Annotated in this window: 14 protein-coding genes; 5 read left to right on the top strand and 9 right to left on the bottom strand. The window is 69.7% G+C overall.

The annotated features are described in order from the left end of the window. Positions 1-95 precede the first annotated feature (95 nt). Positions 96-761 carry an O-methyltransferase gene (locus tag RIN18_RS01855; RefSeq protein ID WP_309102236.1) on the bottom strand — a complete coding sequence of 222 codons (666 nt, stop codon included), beginning with the start codon at positions 759-761 and terminating at the stop codon, positions 96-98. A 33-nt stretch (positions 762-794) separates the two neighbouring features. Further along, the gene (locus RIN18_RS01850; RefSeq protein WP_309102235.1) at positions 795-1742 is read right to left on the bottom strand and encodes a type II CAAX endopeptidase family protein; all 948 of its coding nucleotides are present in this window, start codon (positions 1740-1742) and stop codon (positions 795-797) included. Between the two features lie 100 nt (positions 1743-1842). Here RIN18_RS01850 and RIN18_RS01845 point away from each other — a divergent pair, with 100 nt between their 5' ends. Together RIN18_RS01845 and RIN18_RS01840 are read left to right on the top strand one after the other, a co-directional pair. Next, complete coding sequence (locus RIN18_RS01845; RefSeq protein WP_309102234.1) at positions 1843-2313, top strand: DUF4442 domain-containing protein; 471 nt, start codon at positions 1843-1845, stop codon at positions 2311-2313. Positions 2314-2383: 70 nt separating this feature from the next. Further along, positions 2384-3649 carry an APC family permease gene (locus tag RIN18_RS01840; protein WP_309102233.1) on the top strand — a complete coding sequence of 422 codons (1266 nt, stop codon included), beginning with the start codon at positions 2384-2386 and terminating at the stop codon, positions 3647-3649. Here RIN18_RS01840 and RIN18_RS01835 read toward each other — a convergent pair. Continuing rightward, complete coding sequence (locus tag RIN18_RS01835) at positions 3625-4422, bottom strand: helix-turn-helix domain-containing protein (protein WP_309102232.1); 798 nt, start codon at positions 4420-4422, stop codon at positions 3625-3627. The two genes, RIN18_RS01840 and RIN18_RS01835, sit on opposite strands and share 25 nt — an antisense overlap. A gap of 82 nt (positions 4423-4504) precedes the next feature. Between RIN18_RS01835 and RIN18_RS01830 the strand changes: the two genes are divergently transcribed. After that, on the top strand, positions 4505-5017 hold the full coding sequence (locus RIN18_RS01830) for a VOC family protein (RefSeq protein ID WP_309102231.1): 513 nt from the start codon (positions 4505-4507) through the stop codon (positions 5015-5017). Here RIN18_RS01830 and RIN18_RS01825 read toward each other — a convergent pair. The 4 genes from RIN18_RS01825 to RIN18_RS01810 form a co-directional block, all read right to left on the bottom strand. Next, complete coding sequence (locus tag RIN18_RS01825; RefSeq protein WP_309102230.1) at positions 4998-5786, bottom strand: SGNH/GDSL hydrolase family protein; 789 nt, start codon at positions 5784-5786, stop codon at positions 4998-5000. The genes RIN18_RS01830 and RIN18_RS01825 overlap by 20 nt on opposite strands. Positions 5787-5838: 52 nt before the next feature. Further along, the gene (locus RIN18_RS01820; protein ID WP_309102325.1) at positions 5839-7110 is read right to left on the bottom strand and encodes an ATP phosphoribosyltransferase regulatory subunit; all 1272 of its coding nucleotides are present in this window, start codon (positions 7108-7110) and stop codon (positions 5839-5841) included. 74 nt (positions 7111-7184) lie between these two features. Continuing rightward, positions 7185-7811 carry a MazG family protein gene (locus RIN18_RS01815; RefSeq protein ID WP_309102324.1) on the bottom strand — a complete coding sequence of 209 codons (627 nt, stop codon included), beginning with the start codon at positions 7809-7811 and terminating at the stop codon, positions 7185-7187. A 104-nt stretch (positions 7812-7915) separates the two neighbouring features. Next, positions 7916-9082, bottom strand: coding sequence for a Na+/H+ antiporter NhaA (locus RIN18_RS01810; RefSeq protein ID WP_309102229.1), 1167 nt, complete (start codon positions 9080-9082; stop codon positions 7916-7918). Positions 9083-9270: 188 nt separating this feature from the next. Here RIN18_RS01810 and RIN18_RS01805 point away from each other — a divergent pair, with 188 nt between their 5' ends. Together RIN18_RS01805 and gdhA are read left to right on the top strand one after the other, a co-directional pair. After that, on the top strand, positions 9271-11871 hold the full coding sequence (locus RIN18_RS01805; protein ID WP_375163481.1) for a phosphoenolpyruvate carboxylase: 2601 nt from the start codon (positions 9271-9273) through the stop codon (positions 11869-11871). A 136-nt stretch (positions 11872-12007) separates the two neighbouring features. Further along, positions 12008-13372, top strand: coding sequence for an NADP-specific glutamate dehydrogenase (gene gdhA, locus RIN18_RS01800; protein WP_309102227.1), 1365 nt, complete (start codon positions 12008-12010; stop codon positions 13370-13372). Positions 13373-13557: 185 nt separating this feature from the next. On the opposite strand, the gene RIN18_RS01795 is transcribed toward gdhA, so the two are convergent. Together RIN18_RS01795 and RIN18_RS01790 are read right to left on the bottom strand one after the other, a co-directional pair. Continuing rightward, complete coding sequence (locus RIN18_RS01795) at positions 13558-14160, bottom strand: gamma carbonic anhydrase family protein (protein WP_309102226.1); 603 nt, start codon at positions 14158-14160, stop codon at positions 13558-13560. Further along, positions 14091-14645 (bottom strand): nuclear transport factor 2 family protein, encoded by a 555-nt coding sequence (locus RIN18_RS01790; RefSeq protein ID WP_309102225.1) that lies wholly within the window; start codon positions 14643-14645, stop codon positions 14091-14093. The genes RIN18_RS01795 and RIN18_RS01790 overlap by 70 nt, the downstream gene beginning before the upstream one ends. Between the last annotated feature and the right edge of the window lie 19 nt (positions 14646-14664).

The raw sequence follows: 14664 nt of genomic DNA, 5'->3' as shown, positions 1-14664 counted from the left end.
AAAGGTGTGGTGGAGCGACGTCGATCCGCGCTCAGTCTAGCCGGGGCGCCGCCCGTCCTCGGGGGCGACCTGCGCCGTGCCCCGGACGCGGATCGTCACACCACGACGGCGAGTGCGATGCCGTCCCATCCCTTCACGCCGACCGTCTGCAGCGCTGTCGCGTCGAAACGGGGGTCATGCCCCAGCATCCGAAGCCCCTCGCGCGTGCCGATGACCTTCGAATCGGTCGTCGCCTCGTTCACGATCTCGCCGTCCCGGCCGATGTTGTCGAGGACGACGACGGTGCCCGGGCGTCCGAGCCGGGCCGCCCAGTCGAGGTAGATGGTGTTCGACTCCTTGTCGGCGTCGATGAAGACCAGGTCGTACGGCTCTGAGCCCTCGAGGGTCGGAAGGACGTCGGCACCGCGTCCGACGCGGATGTCGACACGACCGCCGACGCCCGACGCGTCGATGCTCGCCCGCGCGATGGCCGCGATGTCGGGCTCCGCCTCGATGGTCGTCACGATCCCGCCGTCGCCGATCGCTCGCGCCAGCCAGATCGTGGAGTACCCGCCGAGGGTGCCGATCTCGAGCACCCTGCGCGCCCCGCTGATCCGTGCGAGGAGGTGCAGGAATTTGCCGCCGACAGGCGCGACCTCGATCTCCGGCAGGTCGGCCTTTCGCTGTGCGCTGAGTGCCGCTTCCAGCGCGGGGTCGGATCCTACGAGCGTCGCCGCGAGGAATTCGTCAGCAGCGGACCATGCCGCGGGTGTGGGTTCCATGTCGCCCAGCCAATCCCGGATGGGAAGGGGCCGTCAAGAGCGCGGCGCAGAGATCAGGCGACCGGGTGCATCGGCGAGTTCCGGCTGGTGTCGGAACTGACCGATCGCGATGAGGACGACGGTGACCACGGCGATCACGATCCAGCCGGAGACACCCAGGGGACCCGCGAGGGCGAGATCGGGCTGTGCCGCGGCGACGATGACGATCAGTCCGCCCGCGGCGTTGAGGGATCCGTGCGCGATCACGGCGGGCCAGACGGATGCCGAGCGCAGCCGCAGCCAGCCGAGCAGGATCCCCCACGCGACGCAGCCGCCGATCATGAACAGCACGCCCGTGACGTCGGTGCGCCCGAAGTTGTACCCGAGCAGGATGATCGGGCTGTGCCAGAAGCCCCAGATCGCTCCGCTGAGCAGGAGCGCAGGCCAGGTGCCGAGCGGGCGCAGTGCAGGAAGGAGCCAGCCGCGCCATCCCAGCTCCTCGCCGAATGCGAAGAACGCGTTGACGAGCGCCGCCAGCGGGATCCCGGCGACCTGCGCGGCCACCACCACCCCGATGGGCGGAGTCGGCGAGCCCGCAGGAAGCACCTTCTCGATCTCGGCGGCGAACGCGGAGAACGTGAGGTCGAGTTGCACGAACCCGCACGCGGCCGCGAGCGCGATGCTGGCCATCACCAGCACCGGCGGCGCGAGCCACCCCAGCACGATGAGCCACACGACGCGCTTCGCCGGTCGCAGCGGCCACAGTCCGAGGAAGCGAAGCCGCTCCCCGCGGCCCGGCACGCGCATGGCGAACGTGACGATGATCGCCGCGACGGCAGGGGTCGCCATCATCATCGGCAGCAGCAGCGCGGAGATGGGTTCGGCAAGCCCGTCGCCGAACCACAGCGGCAGGCTGACGACCCACGCCAGGGCGCAGCAGAGCAGGGTGAACGCCACGACGGCACCCCAGCGGACCCCGGGGACGGCGGCTCGGTCTGTCATGTCAGTCCCTTCGACGATCGGGGGCCGGATGCAGAGCCGACGGTTGTCGTGACCCTCCGAATGAATCGGACAGACTCTACCGCGACGCAAGACTGGTGCGATGCGCATCACTCCTCGCCGTCTCGCCGTCGGGATGAGCCTGTGGATCCCGAACCTGTTCAGCGGCATCAGGGTCCGACGCTTCAGCGACGACTGGACCCACGCGACCGTCGAACTGCACGTCAACGTGTTCACCCGCAACTACGTCAGAACCGCGTTCGGCGGGTCGATGTCGGCGATGACCGACCCCTACTTCTTCATGCTGATCATGCATCAGCTCGGCCGCGACTACGTCGTCTGGGACACCCGGGGCGAGATCGAGTTCGTCAAGCCCGGGCGTGGCGTGCTGACGGCCGAGTTCGAGGTCTCGAAGGCGAAGGCGGCCGAGCTCAGGGATCGGGCCCAGGGAGGCGCGAAGGTGCTGGAGTGGTTCGAGACCGAGATCGTCGACCGCGAGGGGGATGTCGTCGCCCGAGTGAAGCGCCAGGTCTACATCCGCGAGAAGAAGCGCGTCTCGGCGGCTCGCCACTGAGGGCGACTCGCCTGGCCGCTCCGGCCGGATGCGGCACCGGATGTTCACCGGGTCGTGTCACCATGAACGAATGCCGCTCGCTCGCCGACTGACCCTCGCCGACGCCGTCGCGATCGGCCTCGGCTCGATGATCGGGGCCGGGGTGTTCTCGGTGTGGGGCCCCGCCATGGGCGTCGCCGGATCCGGCATCCTCATCGCGCTGGGGGTCGCCGCAGTCGTGGCGTACTGCAACGCGACGGCGTCGGCGCAGCTCGCCGTCGCACATCCGGTCGCCGGTGGCACCTATGCCTATGCCCGCGCCGAGATCGGGCCGTGGTGGGGCTTCATCGCCGGATGGTGTTTCGTGATCGGCAAGATCGCCAGTTGCGCGGCGATGGCGATGACCTTCGCGGCCTACGCCGCACCGGCGGGCTGGAGGATACCCGTCGCGGTCGCCGCGGTCGCCGCGCTCGCCGTCGTGAACTGCTTCGGGGTCACCCGGACGGCGATGCTCACCCGCGTCCTCGTCGTCTGCTCGTTGCTCGGTCTCGCCGTCGTGGTCGCATCCGGCGTCGCCGGTTCGCCGGAGTCGACCGCCGCCGTGCTGCCCGACGCCACGGCGTACGGCGTCCTCCAGGGCGCGGGGCTGCTGTTCTTCGCATTCGCCGGTTACGCGCGCATCGCCACCATGGGCGAGGAGGTGATCGACCCGGCACGCACCATCCCGCGCGCCATCGTGCTCGCGCTCGGAGGCGCCGTGGGCGTGTATGCGCTCGTCGCGCTCACCGTGATGGCGGTCCTCGGGTCGGATGCCGCCGGCAGCACCGCTCCGCTCGCCGACGTCGTCACCGCGGCCGGATGGCCGGCGCTGGCTCCCCCCGTGCGGGTGTCGGCGGCGGCCGCATCGCTCGGCGCGTTGCTCGCGCTCCTCACCGGAATCGGACGCACCACGCTCGCCATGGCCCGTGAGAGCGACCTGCCTCGATTCCTCTCTCGCGTCGACGAGCGATGGCAGGTGCCGCGCCGCGCCGAGATCGCCATCGCAGTGATCGTGATCGGGATCGTGCTCGTCGCCGATCTGCGCGGGGCGATCGGATTCTCCTCGTTCGGGGTGCTGTTGTACTACCTGATCGCGAACGCCGCCGCGTTCCGCCAGGGCGCTTCGGAGCGGCGATACCCGCGAGCGCTGCAGGTCATCGGAGCACTGGGATGCCTTCTCCTGGTGAACACCCTCCCGGTGGAGGCGTCACTCATCGGCACCGGAGTGGTCATGGTCGGCGTGGGGTACCGTGCGCTACGTCTGCGTGTGATCCATCGTCGAGCCGGTGGCGCTCAGGCGCGAGCGTCGGATCGGTAGCTGCGCGGAGTGATCCCGAGAACCGCGCGGAAGTCGTTGCTGAGATGCGAGTGATCGGCGTAGCCCAGTTCGGCTGCGACGAGGGCGAGTTCCACACCCGGCTCGTCGCGGAGGCGCTGAGCCGCTTCTTGGAGCCGGCGACGACGGATCATGGCCGCCGGCGGGAGTCCGACGTAGCGATGCGCCAGCCGCTGCACCGTCCGCACCGAGGTATGGAGGCGGGCGGCGACATCCTCCGGCCGAAGGATCGTGGCGTCGCCCATCAGGAGCTCGGACATCTCGTTCGCCAGCGCATCCGTCGGCGTGCCCTCGCCCACGCGTCGAGCCAGCCACCGCGCGAACACGGCGACGGCGTCGGCCCGCCGATCATCGCCGCCCGCCGCCATGGCGCGGCTCACACCCTCGAGCAGCTCCGGAGCATCGAATCCGACCGCTGAGTCACAGAGCGCGGCCGGGTTCTCGACGAGCGCCGCGACGGATGCCGGACGCAGCAGCGCACCCACCGCCCATCCTGTTCCCTGCAGATCGCGATGACTGGCGGCTGTCGACGCTCCGACGAGCTGGACGCGGGCCGCGGCGCTGTCGGTCTTCTCCACGACGAGGTTCAGAGCGGGGTAGGCGACGAGGTGCTGTCGCGATGTGCGCCCCGGCTCGATGTCCCACTCCGGGATCCAGAACCACGCGACCAGGTGCAGGGCAGCACTGGGCGGCGGCAGTCGGTGGAAGTCCGGCATGCGTGCCGGATAGAGCACTCCCCTGCGCGCATCGATCACGCTTCCGACGATAGGCCGCCAGGCAGGCAGCGTGTCGCGAATCTTCAAGCGCCACATCTGGCCGCCTGTCTACCGTGGGGGCATGGAAGAAACCACGACTGCCGGAGTGACCGGCGAGCACACCACCGACGGCCGCCCGAACAACGCCACCTCGCTCACCCCCTTCCTCGCCATCCCCGGGGCCGCCGGGGCGATCGCGTTCTATCGCGATGTCTTCGGGGCGACCGTGATCGACGTCACTGAGATGGGCGGGGTGGTCGTGCATGCCGACCTCGACTTCGGACTCGGGATGCTTCAGATCGGCGAGCCGACAGCCGAGTATCACCTGGTCGCTCCTCCTGCCGGCGAAGACGACTGCTATTCGCTCGGTCTCTACGTGCCCGATGTCGACGCCGTGCTGCAGAAGGCCGTGGCTGCCGGAGCCGTCGTTCGCGAACCGGCCTCGACATTCGTCTCGGGCGATCGCTTCGCCAGCATCCGCGATCCCTTCGGGGTGCGCTGGTCGATCATGAGCCGCGTCGAGGATCTGTCTGTGGAGGAAAGCGCCCGGCGCGTGCAGGAGTGGGCTGCCTCGGTCAGCGTCGACGGCGCATAGCATCCACGACAGCCGGCAGCAGAGCCTCGGCGGTGCGCCGATAGCCCAGGGCACTGGGATGGAATCGGTCGAGGCTGAACATGCTGTCCGGGTCGTCGAGGAACATGGCCCCGACCGCTCGTCGCAGATCGACGCTCACCGCCCCGGCGCGCGCCGCCGCGCTCGCCTGCGCGGCGGCCAGCTGCCTAGACATCCGGGAGCCGAGCGCTCGCAGCGGCTGCGGCACCGCCCGCAACGCCCCGAGGTCAGGGCACGTGCCGACCACGACCTCCGCTCCTCTCGCACGCAACCGGGTGATCGCCGACTCCAGATGGGCTGCGGATTCAGAGACGGGCACACGATGCGTCACGTCGTTGCCTCCCACGACGATGACCGCGACATCGGGGCGGAGGTCGGCGGGAACTGAGTCCAGCTGGCGGGCGAGCGCCGACGACTCCGATCCGACCACCGCTGCCGTGTGCAGTCGAACGGGTCGATGCAGTTGCCGTGCCAGTCCCTTCGCGAGCCGCCCGCCGAGGGTGTCCTTGCGACGTTCGGCGCCGAGTCCGGCGGCGAGCGAGTCGCCCAGCAGCAAGAGCTCGGCGGGCTGCCCCGCAAGGCCCGGCCGCCACACGCGATCGGCGACGATCGACACCTCGCCGTGAGGCTTCCCGATGCGGCGACGGGCTATCGCCGCCTGTCGGGCGAGCACTGCGCGGCCACCCAGGGAGAGCGTCGCCGCGACGGCGATGCCGAGACCTGAGGCGAGCACGATGCGGGAGCGCGACATGCCCTGATTCGACCTCGCCGATGTGAACGCCGTGTGAACGGCCGAAAGGCGGTCAGGAGAGCGGCTTGAGCTCCAACTCTCCCGTCGCCGCCCCGGCCGAAACCGTCGCGAACGATGTGTAGCCGTCTGCCGCCGAGCGCTCGAGCAGCGCCTTGAGGTTCTTCGTGCGGCGCTCGAGCCGCACACGTGCGCCGGTGCCGATCAGGGCGGACTTGTGCCCGACGAGTTCCGCCAAGGGCACATCGGCGTCGTGGACGAGCACGATCGACGACGTCCCGGCGCCGGCATCCGCCGTCACCAGGTCGACGAGGCGCTCGAACCCGAGCGAGAAGCCGACGGCCGGCACCTGCTGCCCGAGGAAGCGGCCGATCATCCCGTCGTACCGGCCGCCACCGCCGAGCGAGTACCCGACGGATGGGTGCGCCAGCTCGAAGATCGTCCCGGTGTAATAGCCCATGCCGCGCACGAGGAACGGATCGAACACGAGCGGCACCTCGGCCTCCGCTGCACCGGCTGTGCCGCGCCCGGCCGCCACCGCCTCGCCGATGCCGACCAGATGCGCCACGATCTCATCGGGCGCGCCGTCCGGCAGCGCCTTGCGGATCTGCCCCTCGCCGAAGGGGTGATACTCCATGGTCTGCGGACGACGCAGGAACGACTCGAAGGCGTCGACCGCCGAGGCTGTGGCTGCGCGGTCTCGCAGCTCGGCGACGACGCCGTCGGGCCCGAGCTTGTCGAGCTTGTCGATGGTGATCAGCACGCCAGGACGCTCCTCGACGCCGAATCCGAACGACTCGAGCATCCAGTCGAGCACGCGACGGTCGTTGATGCGAACCGTCGCCCTCTCGAGGCCGAGCGCATCGACGGCATCGAGGGACGCGACCATGAGCTCTGCCTCGGCCCGCGACGAGTCGTCGCCGATGATGTCGATGTCGCACTGCACGAACTGTCGGTAGCGCCCCTTCTGCGGCCGCTCGGCGCGCCAGACGGGGCCGATCTGGATCGCACGGAACACGCCGGGAAGCTGCCCACGATTGCTCGCATAGAAGCGGGCGAGCGGCACCGTGAGGTCGTACCGCAGACCGAGATCCGAGAGTTCCGCCGGGTCGTCCGCGGCCGCGCGGATCGCGTCGGCATCCAGCCCTCGCCGCAGGATGTTGTAGGAGAGCTTCTCGTTGTCGCCTCCGATCCCGGCATGAAGTCGCGAGTACTCCTCCACCACCGGGGTCTCGATCTCGTCGAAACCGTGCGCCAGGTACCGCTCGCGGATGACGGCGAGCACGCCCTCACGACGGGACTTGTCAGCGGGGAGGATGTCGCGCATGCCGCGCGGCGGATTCACGGTGGCCACGCTTCCATCCTCTCAGGTCGGCGAAGGGCGTCCGTGCGGCCACCGGCTCAGGCGCCGCCCTCCGCGATGCGCACCTCGTGCTCCAGCATCCGCAGCCGCTCGCGGAGAGCACGCTCGGCATCCCACCCGTTGCTGCGGGCCTGAGTGACGAGGGCGAGCAGCGCCTCGCCCAGTTCCGCCTCGGACGTCGGCGCACCCGGGCGCGGCTTCTCGCCTTCCTCAGGCGACGGGCCGGCAGGAAGGACCCCGACAGTAGCCGCCCGGCCTGCGAGCTTCTGAGCGAGCGCGAGCGCAGGCATGGCGCGAGGCACGCCATCGAGGACGCTGGTCCTCGCCCGCTTCTCCGCGGCCTTCGCCGCGTTCCAGTGCACGAGCACCTCCTCGGGTGTGCGCGCCACCTCGCCGGCGAACACATGCGGATGCCGGCGCACCATCTTGGCGGTCAGGGTGCGTGCGACGTCGTCGATGTCGAAGGGATCATCCGGGTCCTGTGCCGCGATGGCCGCATGGAACAGCACCTGCCAGAGCAGGTCTCCCAGCTCCTCCTGCAGGTCAGCGCGGGTCCCGCTCTCGACCGCCTCGATGAGCTCGTGCGACTCCTCGACGAGGTACGGAACGAGATCGCGATGGGTGATGCGCTGCGACCACACGCATCGGTCACGCACCTCGTGCATCGTCTCGGCAGCCACCCGCAGCGGATCGGCACCTGGGACGCCGTCTCGGCGATCGGAATGCGGGGACACGCTACCTCCTTCGTTCGGCGCGACGCGTCATCGCGTCACGATGTCGCCGCGGCGACCTGTCGGTACCACCGGGCACGCAGCGACACGATCACCCCCGACAGCGCGAGGGCGACGAGCGAGCCGACCAGGACCCCGAGGATCGCCTGGTCGCGGACGGAGTCGTCCGACGCGAAGGCGAGATTCGCCAGCAGCAACGACACCGTGAAGCCGATGCCGCCGAGGGCACCGGCCGACAGCAGGTCCGCGAACGGCAGCGCCGGCTCTGACCCCTTCGGCCGGATGCGCATCGCCACCCAGCCGAACAGGCTGATCCCGACAATCTTGCCCACCGGCAGCGCGACGGCGATGCCCCAGAAGGCGGGCGACAGCTCGCTGGGAGAGAGCGACGGAATCACGACGAACGCCGCGACGAAGGCGAACAGGGGCAAAATCGCGCCGTTCACCGTCGGCTCGAGCGCGTGACGCGCGCGGCCGGCGGGCACCGGCGACATCACCAGGCCCAGCATCACGCCGGCGATCGTGGCGTGGATGCCGGACGCCGCGACCAGACCCCAGGTGATGATGCCGACGACGCCCATCGCGATGGCGATGGCGACGTGTCCGTTCTCGTGCAGCAGCCGGCTCAGCAGCGCGAAGGCGACGACCGCGACGACGGCCAGCGCCAGCAGCAGCCACTGCACGTCACGGGCGAACAGCACCGCGATGAAGATGATGCCGATGATGTCATCGAGGATGGCGAGCGCCAGCAGGAAGACACGTACGCCTGACGGCAGTCCGCGGCCGAACATCGCCAGCACTCCGAGCGCGAAGGCGATGTCGGTCGCCGTCGGGATCGGCCATCCCGTGGCCGTCGCCGATTCGCCGGCGATGAGCAGGTAGGCCGCGATCGGGACGACGATCCCGCCGGCGGCGGCGATCGCGGGCTGCAGGGCCTTGCGCGGCGAATCGAGCTCGCCGTGGGTGAGTTCGTGCCGCAACTCGACGGCGACGACGAGGAAGAAGATCGCGAGCAGTCCGTCGGATACCCAGTGTGCGACCGACAGATCGATGCCGGTGCCCGGGACCGGGATGTGGAAGTCCAGCACCGCCGCGAGCGGGCCGTGCGTGGGCAGGTTCGCCAGCAGCAGTCCCAGGCCTGCTGCAACGAGCAGGAGGATGGCCGGGAACTGCTGCCCGCGGAGCGGGTTCGCCGAGATGCGCATCCCGCCCATCGTAGGCGAGACGCCCCGGCGCGCAGGCCCCGCCACACGACGTCATGCGTGCAAAGCACGCCCACGCCCCGGGCTACGCTCGAACGGTGACCTCCGAACGCACTTACCTCGAGCCCACGAACACCGAGGCGATCCGTGTCATCGGACGCTTCGAAGCGGGTCGCGGCATCCCGGAATCGATGCGCTCCGACGTCCGGATGCTCGGCGGCCTCCTCGGCCAGATCCTCCGCGAGTCCGGCGAGGACGGCCTCTTCGAGGACGTCGAGCGACTGCGCCTGGCCACCATCCAAGCGTTCGACGAGGAGACGTCGGAGGCGTTCGACCGCGCCGCGGCCATCGCGGAGTCGTTCTCGATCGCCCGCGCCGACCAGGTCGCCCGGGCCTTCACGTGCTACTTCCACCTGGTCAACCTCGCCGAGGAGCATCAGCGGGTGCGGGTGCTACGTGAGCGCGCCGGCCAGCCGGGTCGCGAGGATGCGGCAGACACCGTCGCGAGCGCTTACGCGCGCCTGAAGACCGAGGTGGGCGACGACGAGGCCCGCCGCCGCCTCGAAGAACTGCGCTTTCACCCCGTCTTCACGGCACATCCGACGGAGGCACGCCGCCGGGCGGTCTCTTCCAGCATCCGGCGGCTCTCGGAGCTGCTCACCCAGCATGATGCGGCGAGCACGGGCGGTGCCGAAGCCCAGCGAGCACAACGACGGATGCTGGAGGAGATCGGCACTCTGTGGCGCACGGCGCCGCTGCGCGCCCAGAAGCCGTCACCCACCGACGAGGTGCGCACCGTGATGGGCGTCTTCGACGAGACGCTCTTCACGACCGTCCCGCACGTGTATCGCCGGATCGACGACGCCCTGCGCGGTGATGAGTCCGGCGCCAGTGCCCCCGTGGTTCCCGCCTTCGTGCGCGTGGGCTCCTGGGTGGGCGGAGACCGGGACGGCAACCCGTTCGTGACCGCCTCCGTCACCAGGGAGGCCGCGCAGATCGCATCCGACCACGTGCTCCGGGGACTTGAGAGGGCGCTCGACCGGATCGGCCGCACGCTCACGCTCGACGCGGAGGACACCCCGCCCAGTGCTGCCGTCCTCGCCCTGTGGGAGGCGTTCGCCGAGGCGGAGCCGTCCATCGCCTCCGACCTGGCCGCCCGCTCCCCCGGCGAACCGCACCGCCGGGTGCTCCTCGCCTTCGCACGGCGCGTGGCGGCGACACGTACTCGCACCGACGGCGCTTACGGGGGCCCCGAAGAGCTGCTCGACGACCTGCGCACCGTCCAGCGGTCGCTGGTCGAGGCCGGAGCGAATCGCCACGCGTTCGGCGGCGTTCAGCATCTCATCTGGCAGGTGGAGTCCTACGGCTTCCACCTCACGGAGCTCGAAGTCCGCCAGCATTCGCAGGTGCACGCGAAGGCTCTCGCCGAGCTGGAGAGCGGCGAACCCGTCAGCACTCAGACCGAAGAGGTGCTCGAGGTGTTCCGCGCGATCGCGGACATCCAGCGGGAGCACGGCCCTCGAGCCGCCGGACGCTACGTGGTGTCGTTCACCCAGGCGGCATCCGATCTCGCCGCCGTCCACCGCCTCGCGCGCCACGCGCTCGGCGACGATGTGCCGGTGCTCGACGTCGTCCCGCTGTTCGAGACCTTCGCCGATCTGCAGGCTGCTCCCGGCATCCTGGCCGAGGTGGTCGCATTCCCCGAGTTCCGGGCACGGATGGCCGAAACCGGCAACCGTCTCGAGGTCATGCTGGGGTACTCCGACTCCTCGAAGGACGTCGGCCCGGTCGCGGCGAATCTCGCACTGTACGAGGCTCAGGAGAAGATCGCGCAGTGGGCTCGCGAGTCCGGGATCGCACTGACGCTCTTCCACGGTCGAGGCGGTGCGCTCGGACGTGGCGGCGGGCCCGCGAACTCCGCGATCCTCGCGCAGCCGCCCCACTCCGTCGACGGACGCTTCAAGCTCACCGAGCAGGGCGAGGTGATCTTCGCGCGCTACGGTGAGCCCGCGATCGCGATGCGGCACATCGATCAGGTCGCCGCCGCCACCCTGCTGGCCTCATCCCCCACCGTCGAGGAGCGCACCAGCAGCGCCGCCGCCCGGTACGCCGAGGTCGCCGCCGTCATGGATGTCGCCTCGCGCGAGCGCTTCTTCTCGCTCGTGAAGGCCGACGGGTTCGCACCCTGGTTCGCCACCGTCACGCCGATGGAGGAGATCGGACTGCTCGCCCTCGGCTCGCGGCCGGCACGCCGCGGGCTCTCGGTGGAGTCGCTCGAGGACCTCAGAGCCATCCCATGGGTGTTCGCCTGGACTCAGGCGCGCATCAACCTCGCCGGCTGGTTCGGTCTCGGCACCGCCCTTCAGGCCGTCGGCGACGAAGAGCTGCTCGCCGAGGCGTACCGCGAGTGGCCGCTGCTTCGGACGATGATCGACAACGTCGCGATGAGCCTTGCCAAGACGGACGAGCGCATCGCGCGCCAGTACCTCGCCCTCGGCGACCGCGATGATCTCGCCGCCCTCGTGCTCGACGAGCTCTCGCTGACCCGCGAGTGGGTGATCCGCCTCACCGGCGGAGAGCGGCTTCTCGAGAACAAGCCGATCCTGCAGCGCGCCGTGCAGCTGCGGACGCCCTACGTCGACGCGCTGTCACTCCTGCAGCTGCGAGCGCTGCGGGCGTTGCGCTCCTCGGCGGCAGAGTCGCCCGAGGGATCCGGCGCCGACGAGGAGCAGCGCCGACTGCTGCTGCTCTCTGTCAGCGGCGTGGCCGCCGGCCTGCAGAACACCGGGTGACCGGCATCCGATCGTGCCCGGCGAAGCTCTCACATTCAGCTGCCCGCTAGAGTGAAATCTCTCGCCTGATCCGGCGGCGCTTCACGCGACACGATCGCCTCGCACCGACATCCCCCATTCAGAAAGCCGTTCCCGCGTGACCGAAACCATCGACTTCCACCCTCTCGCCGCCTCCGTGCAGCCGGTCTTCACCACGGTGCTCGACCGCAGCCCGCATGAGCCGGAATTCCATCAGGCCGTGCACGAGGTGCTGCACTCGATCGCCCCGGTACTGGAGGAGCACCCCGAGTACGTCGAGGGCGGGATCCTCGAGCGCCTGGTCGAACCGGAACGTCAGATCATGTTCCGCGTGCCGTGGGTCGACGACGCCGGGCGCCTGCAGGTGAACCGCGGCTACCGCATCCAGTTCTCGTCGGTGCTCGGCCCGTATAAGGGCGGTCTGCGCTTTCACCCGTCGGTGAACCTGTCGATCATCAAGTTCCTCGGCTTCGAGCAGATCTTCAAGAACGCTCTCACCGGCCAGGGCATCGGCGGCGGCAAGGGCGGGTCGGACTTCGATCCCCACGGCCGGTCCGACGCCGAGGTCATGCGGTTCTGCCAGTCCTTCATGAACGAGCTCTACCGCCACCTCGGCGAGCATACCGACGTCCCCGCCGGCGACATCGGCGTCGGCGGCCGCGAGATCGGCTACCTGTTCGGGCAGTACCGCAAGGTCACCAACCGCCACGAGTCCGGCATGTTCACCGGCAAGGGAACCGGTTGGGGCGGCGCCGAGGTGCGCACCGAGGCCACCGGGTACGGCGCCGTGTTCTTCGCGCAGGAGATGCTCGCGGTGCACAACGAGTCCTTCGAGGGCAAGCGTGTGGGGATCTCCGGCTCGGGCAACGTCGCGATCTACGCGATCGAGAAGGCCACGCAACTCGGTGCCACCGCCGTGACGGCATCCGATTCCTCCGGCTATGTCGTCGACGACGCCGGGATCGACCTCGCGCTGCTGCGTCAGCTCAAGGAGGTCGAGCGCGCCAGGATCGTGGAGTATGCGAACCGCCGCCCGAGCGCCCGCTTCGTCGAGAACGGCAGCGTGTGGGACGTCCCGGTCGACATCGCGATCCCGTCGGCCACCCAGAACGAAGTCAGTGCCGCAGAGGCCCAGACGCTCATCGCGAACGGTGTGCGCGCCGTCTCCGAGGGCGCGAACATGCCGTGCGTGCCCGAGGCCGTCGACGCCTTCCAGAAGGCCGGTGTGCTGTTCGCCCCCGGCAAGGCCGCCAACGCCGGCGGCGTCGCCACCTCGGCCCTGGAGATGAGCCAGAACGCGTCCCGTCAGCGCTGGAGTTTTGCCGACAGTGAGAACAAGCTGCGCGAGATCATGGGCGACATCCATGACGCGGCGTTCCGCGCGGCGGAGCGATACGGAACGCCGGGCGACTACGTCGCTGGCGCCAACATCGCCGGCTTCGAGCGCGTGGCGAACGCGATGCTCGCACAGGGCGTCATCTGAGCGCTGTCATCGTCCGGCGTCGCGTCGCCGTCGCCGTCGCCGCGGCACGTCGTACCCGAATCAACGCATCCAGCCCGAGACACCACTCCTCGCACGAGACACCACGCCACGCATGGTTTCTCACGACGGAGGTGGTGTCTCACAGCGGCACCGGATGCCGCCACGGCCGCGACGGAGGGATGCCGCTACGGCCGGATCTCGCAATCGTCGGCGTGCCGCGCGAGCGAGCGGCCGTAGCGCTCGGTCAACTGCACCATCACGTCGGGAGTGTCTCGGTCGACTCCGAACACGTAGCCGGGGAAGTCGAGCTCGCGCTGAGCGGCCGCGATCTCGTCGTGCCGGTCGGGTGACAGCACCTGCACCGGGTCACCCACCGCGACCCAGCCGATCGGCACGACGGCATCCTCGGGCAGCACCGTGCGCAGATGGACGACGCCGTTGATCCGCACCTCCGCCCGGTCCTTGATGCGGGCACCGTTGAACACCCGCGTGCCCGTGGCGAGGAACACCTCATCGCCGATGATCGCGCCCGATACCGAGGCGCCGGGCCCGATGAGCACGTGATCGCCGATATGCACCGGGTTCGCAGAACTCGCCCGCACGATCGCGTTCTCCATCACGATCACGTTCTCGCCGAGCGTGATCGGGCCGCCCTCGGCGGTGATCACGGCGCCGTGCAGCACCTGACAGTCCGCCCCGATCTCGACATCGCCGGAGATCACGGCGGTGGGGGCGATGACAGCGGTCCGGTGGATCCGGGGCCGAGCCCCGAGGTGCTCGTACAGCATGACGTCAGACTAGTCCCGGCGGCGCATCGAAACCGATACACCACGAGCAGAAGCGCCGCGGCCGCCCCGACGACGATGACACCGTTGGACAGTACCGGCCCGCCGACACCCCTCGTCAGGCGTCGATGGTGGTCTGCTGGTAGAGCGCGAGACGCAACTGCCCATCGACGGACGTACACGCTCGACATCAGCGCGACGAAGGGCGCCTCGCCGGCGCGCTCGGCTCGCGCCCGATAGACCAGCGCTGCGGCATCCGCCCCGACGGGAACGACCTGCGCATCATCGATCTCGTACCGATCCCATGCCGGCGACCCATCGAGGGACGATCGGATGGTTTCGCGGTCGAGGACCATCCCGTTGACGAGCACCATCACCGCACCCGCCGTCATCAATTCGCCGTAGAATCGCCCGCCCCGCGACGCGCAGAGCGAGTCCCAGCCACGCCGTTCCACATCGAGGAGTGCTTCGAGGTCCAGATCGTGCATGTCGACATCGTCTCGGATC

The sequence above is a fragment of the Microbacterium sp. genome (genome assembly GCF_031179285.1).
Lineage (GTDB): Bacteria > Actinomycetota > Actinomycetes > Actinomycetales > Microbacteriaceae > Microbacterium.
This window is presented reverse-complemented; position numbering and strand designations above follow the sequence as displayed.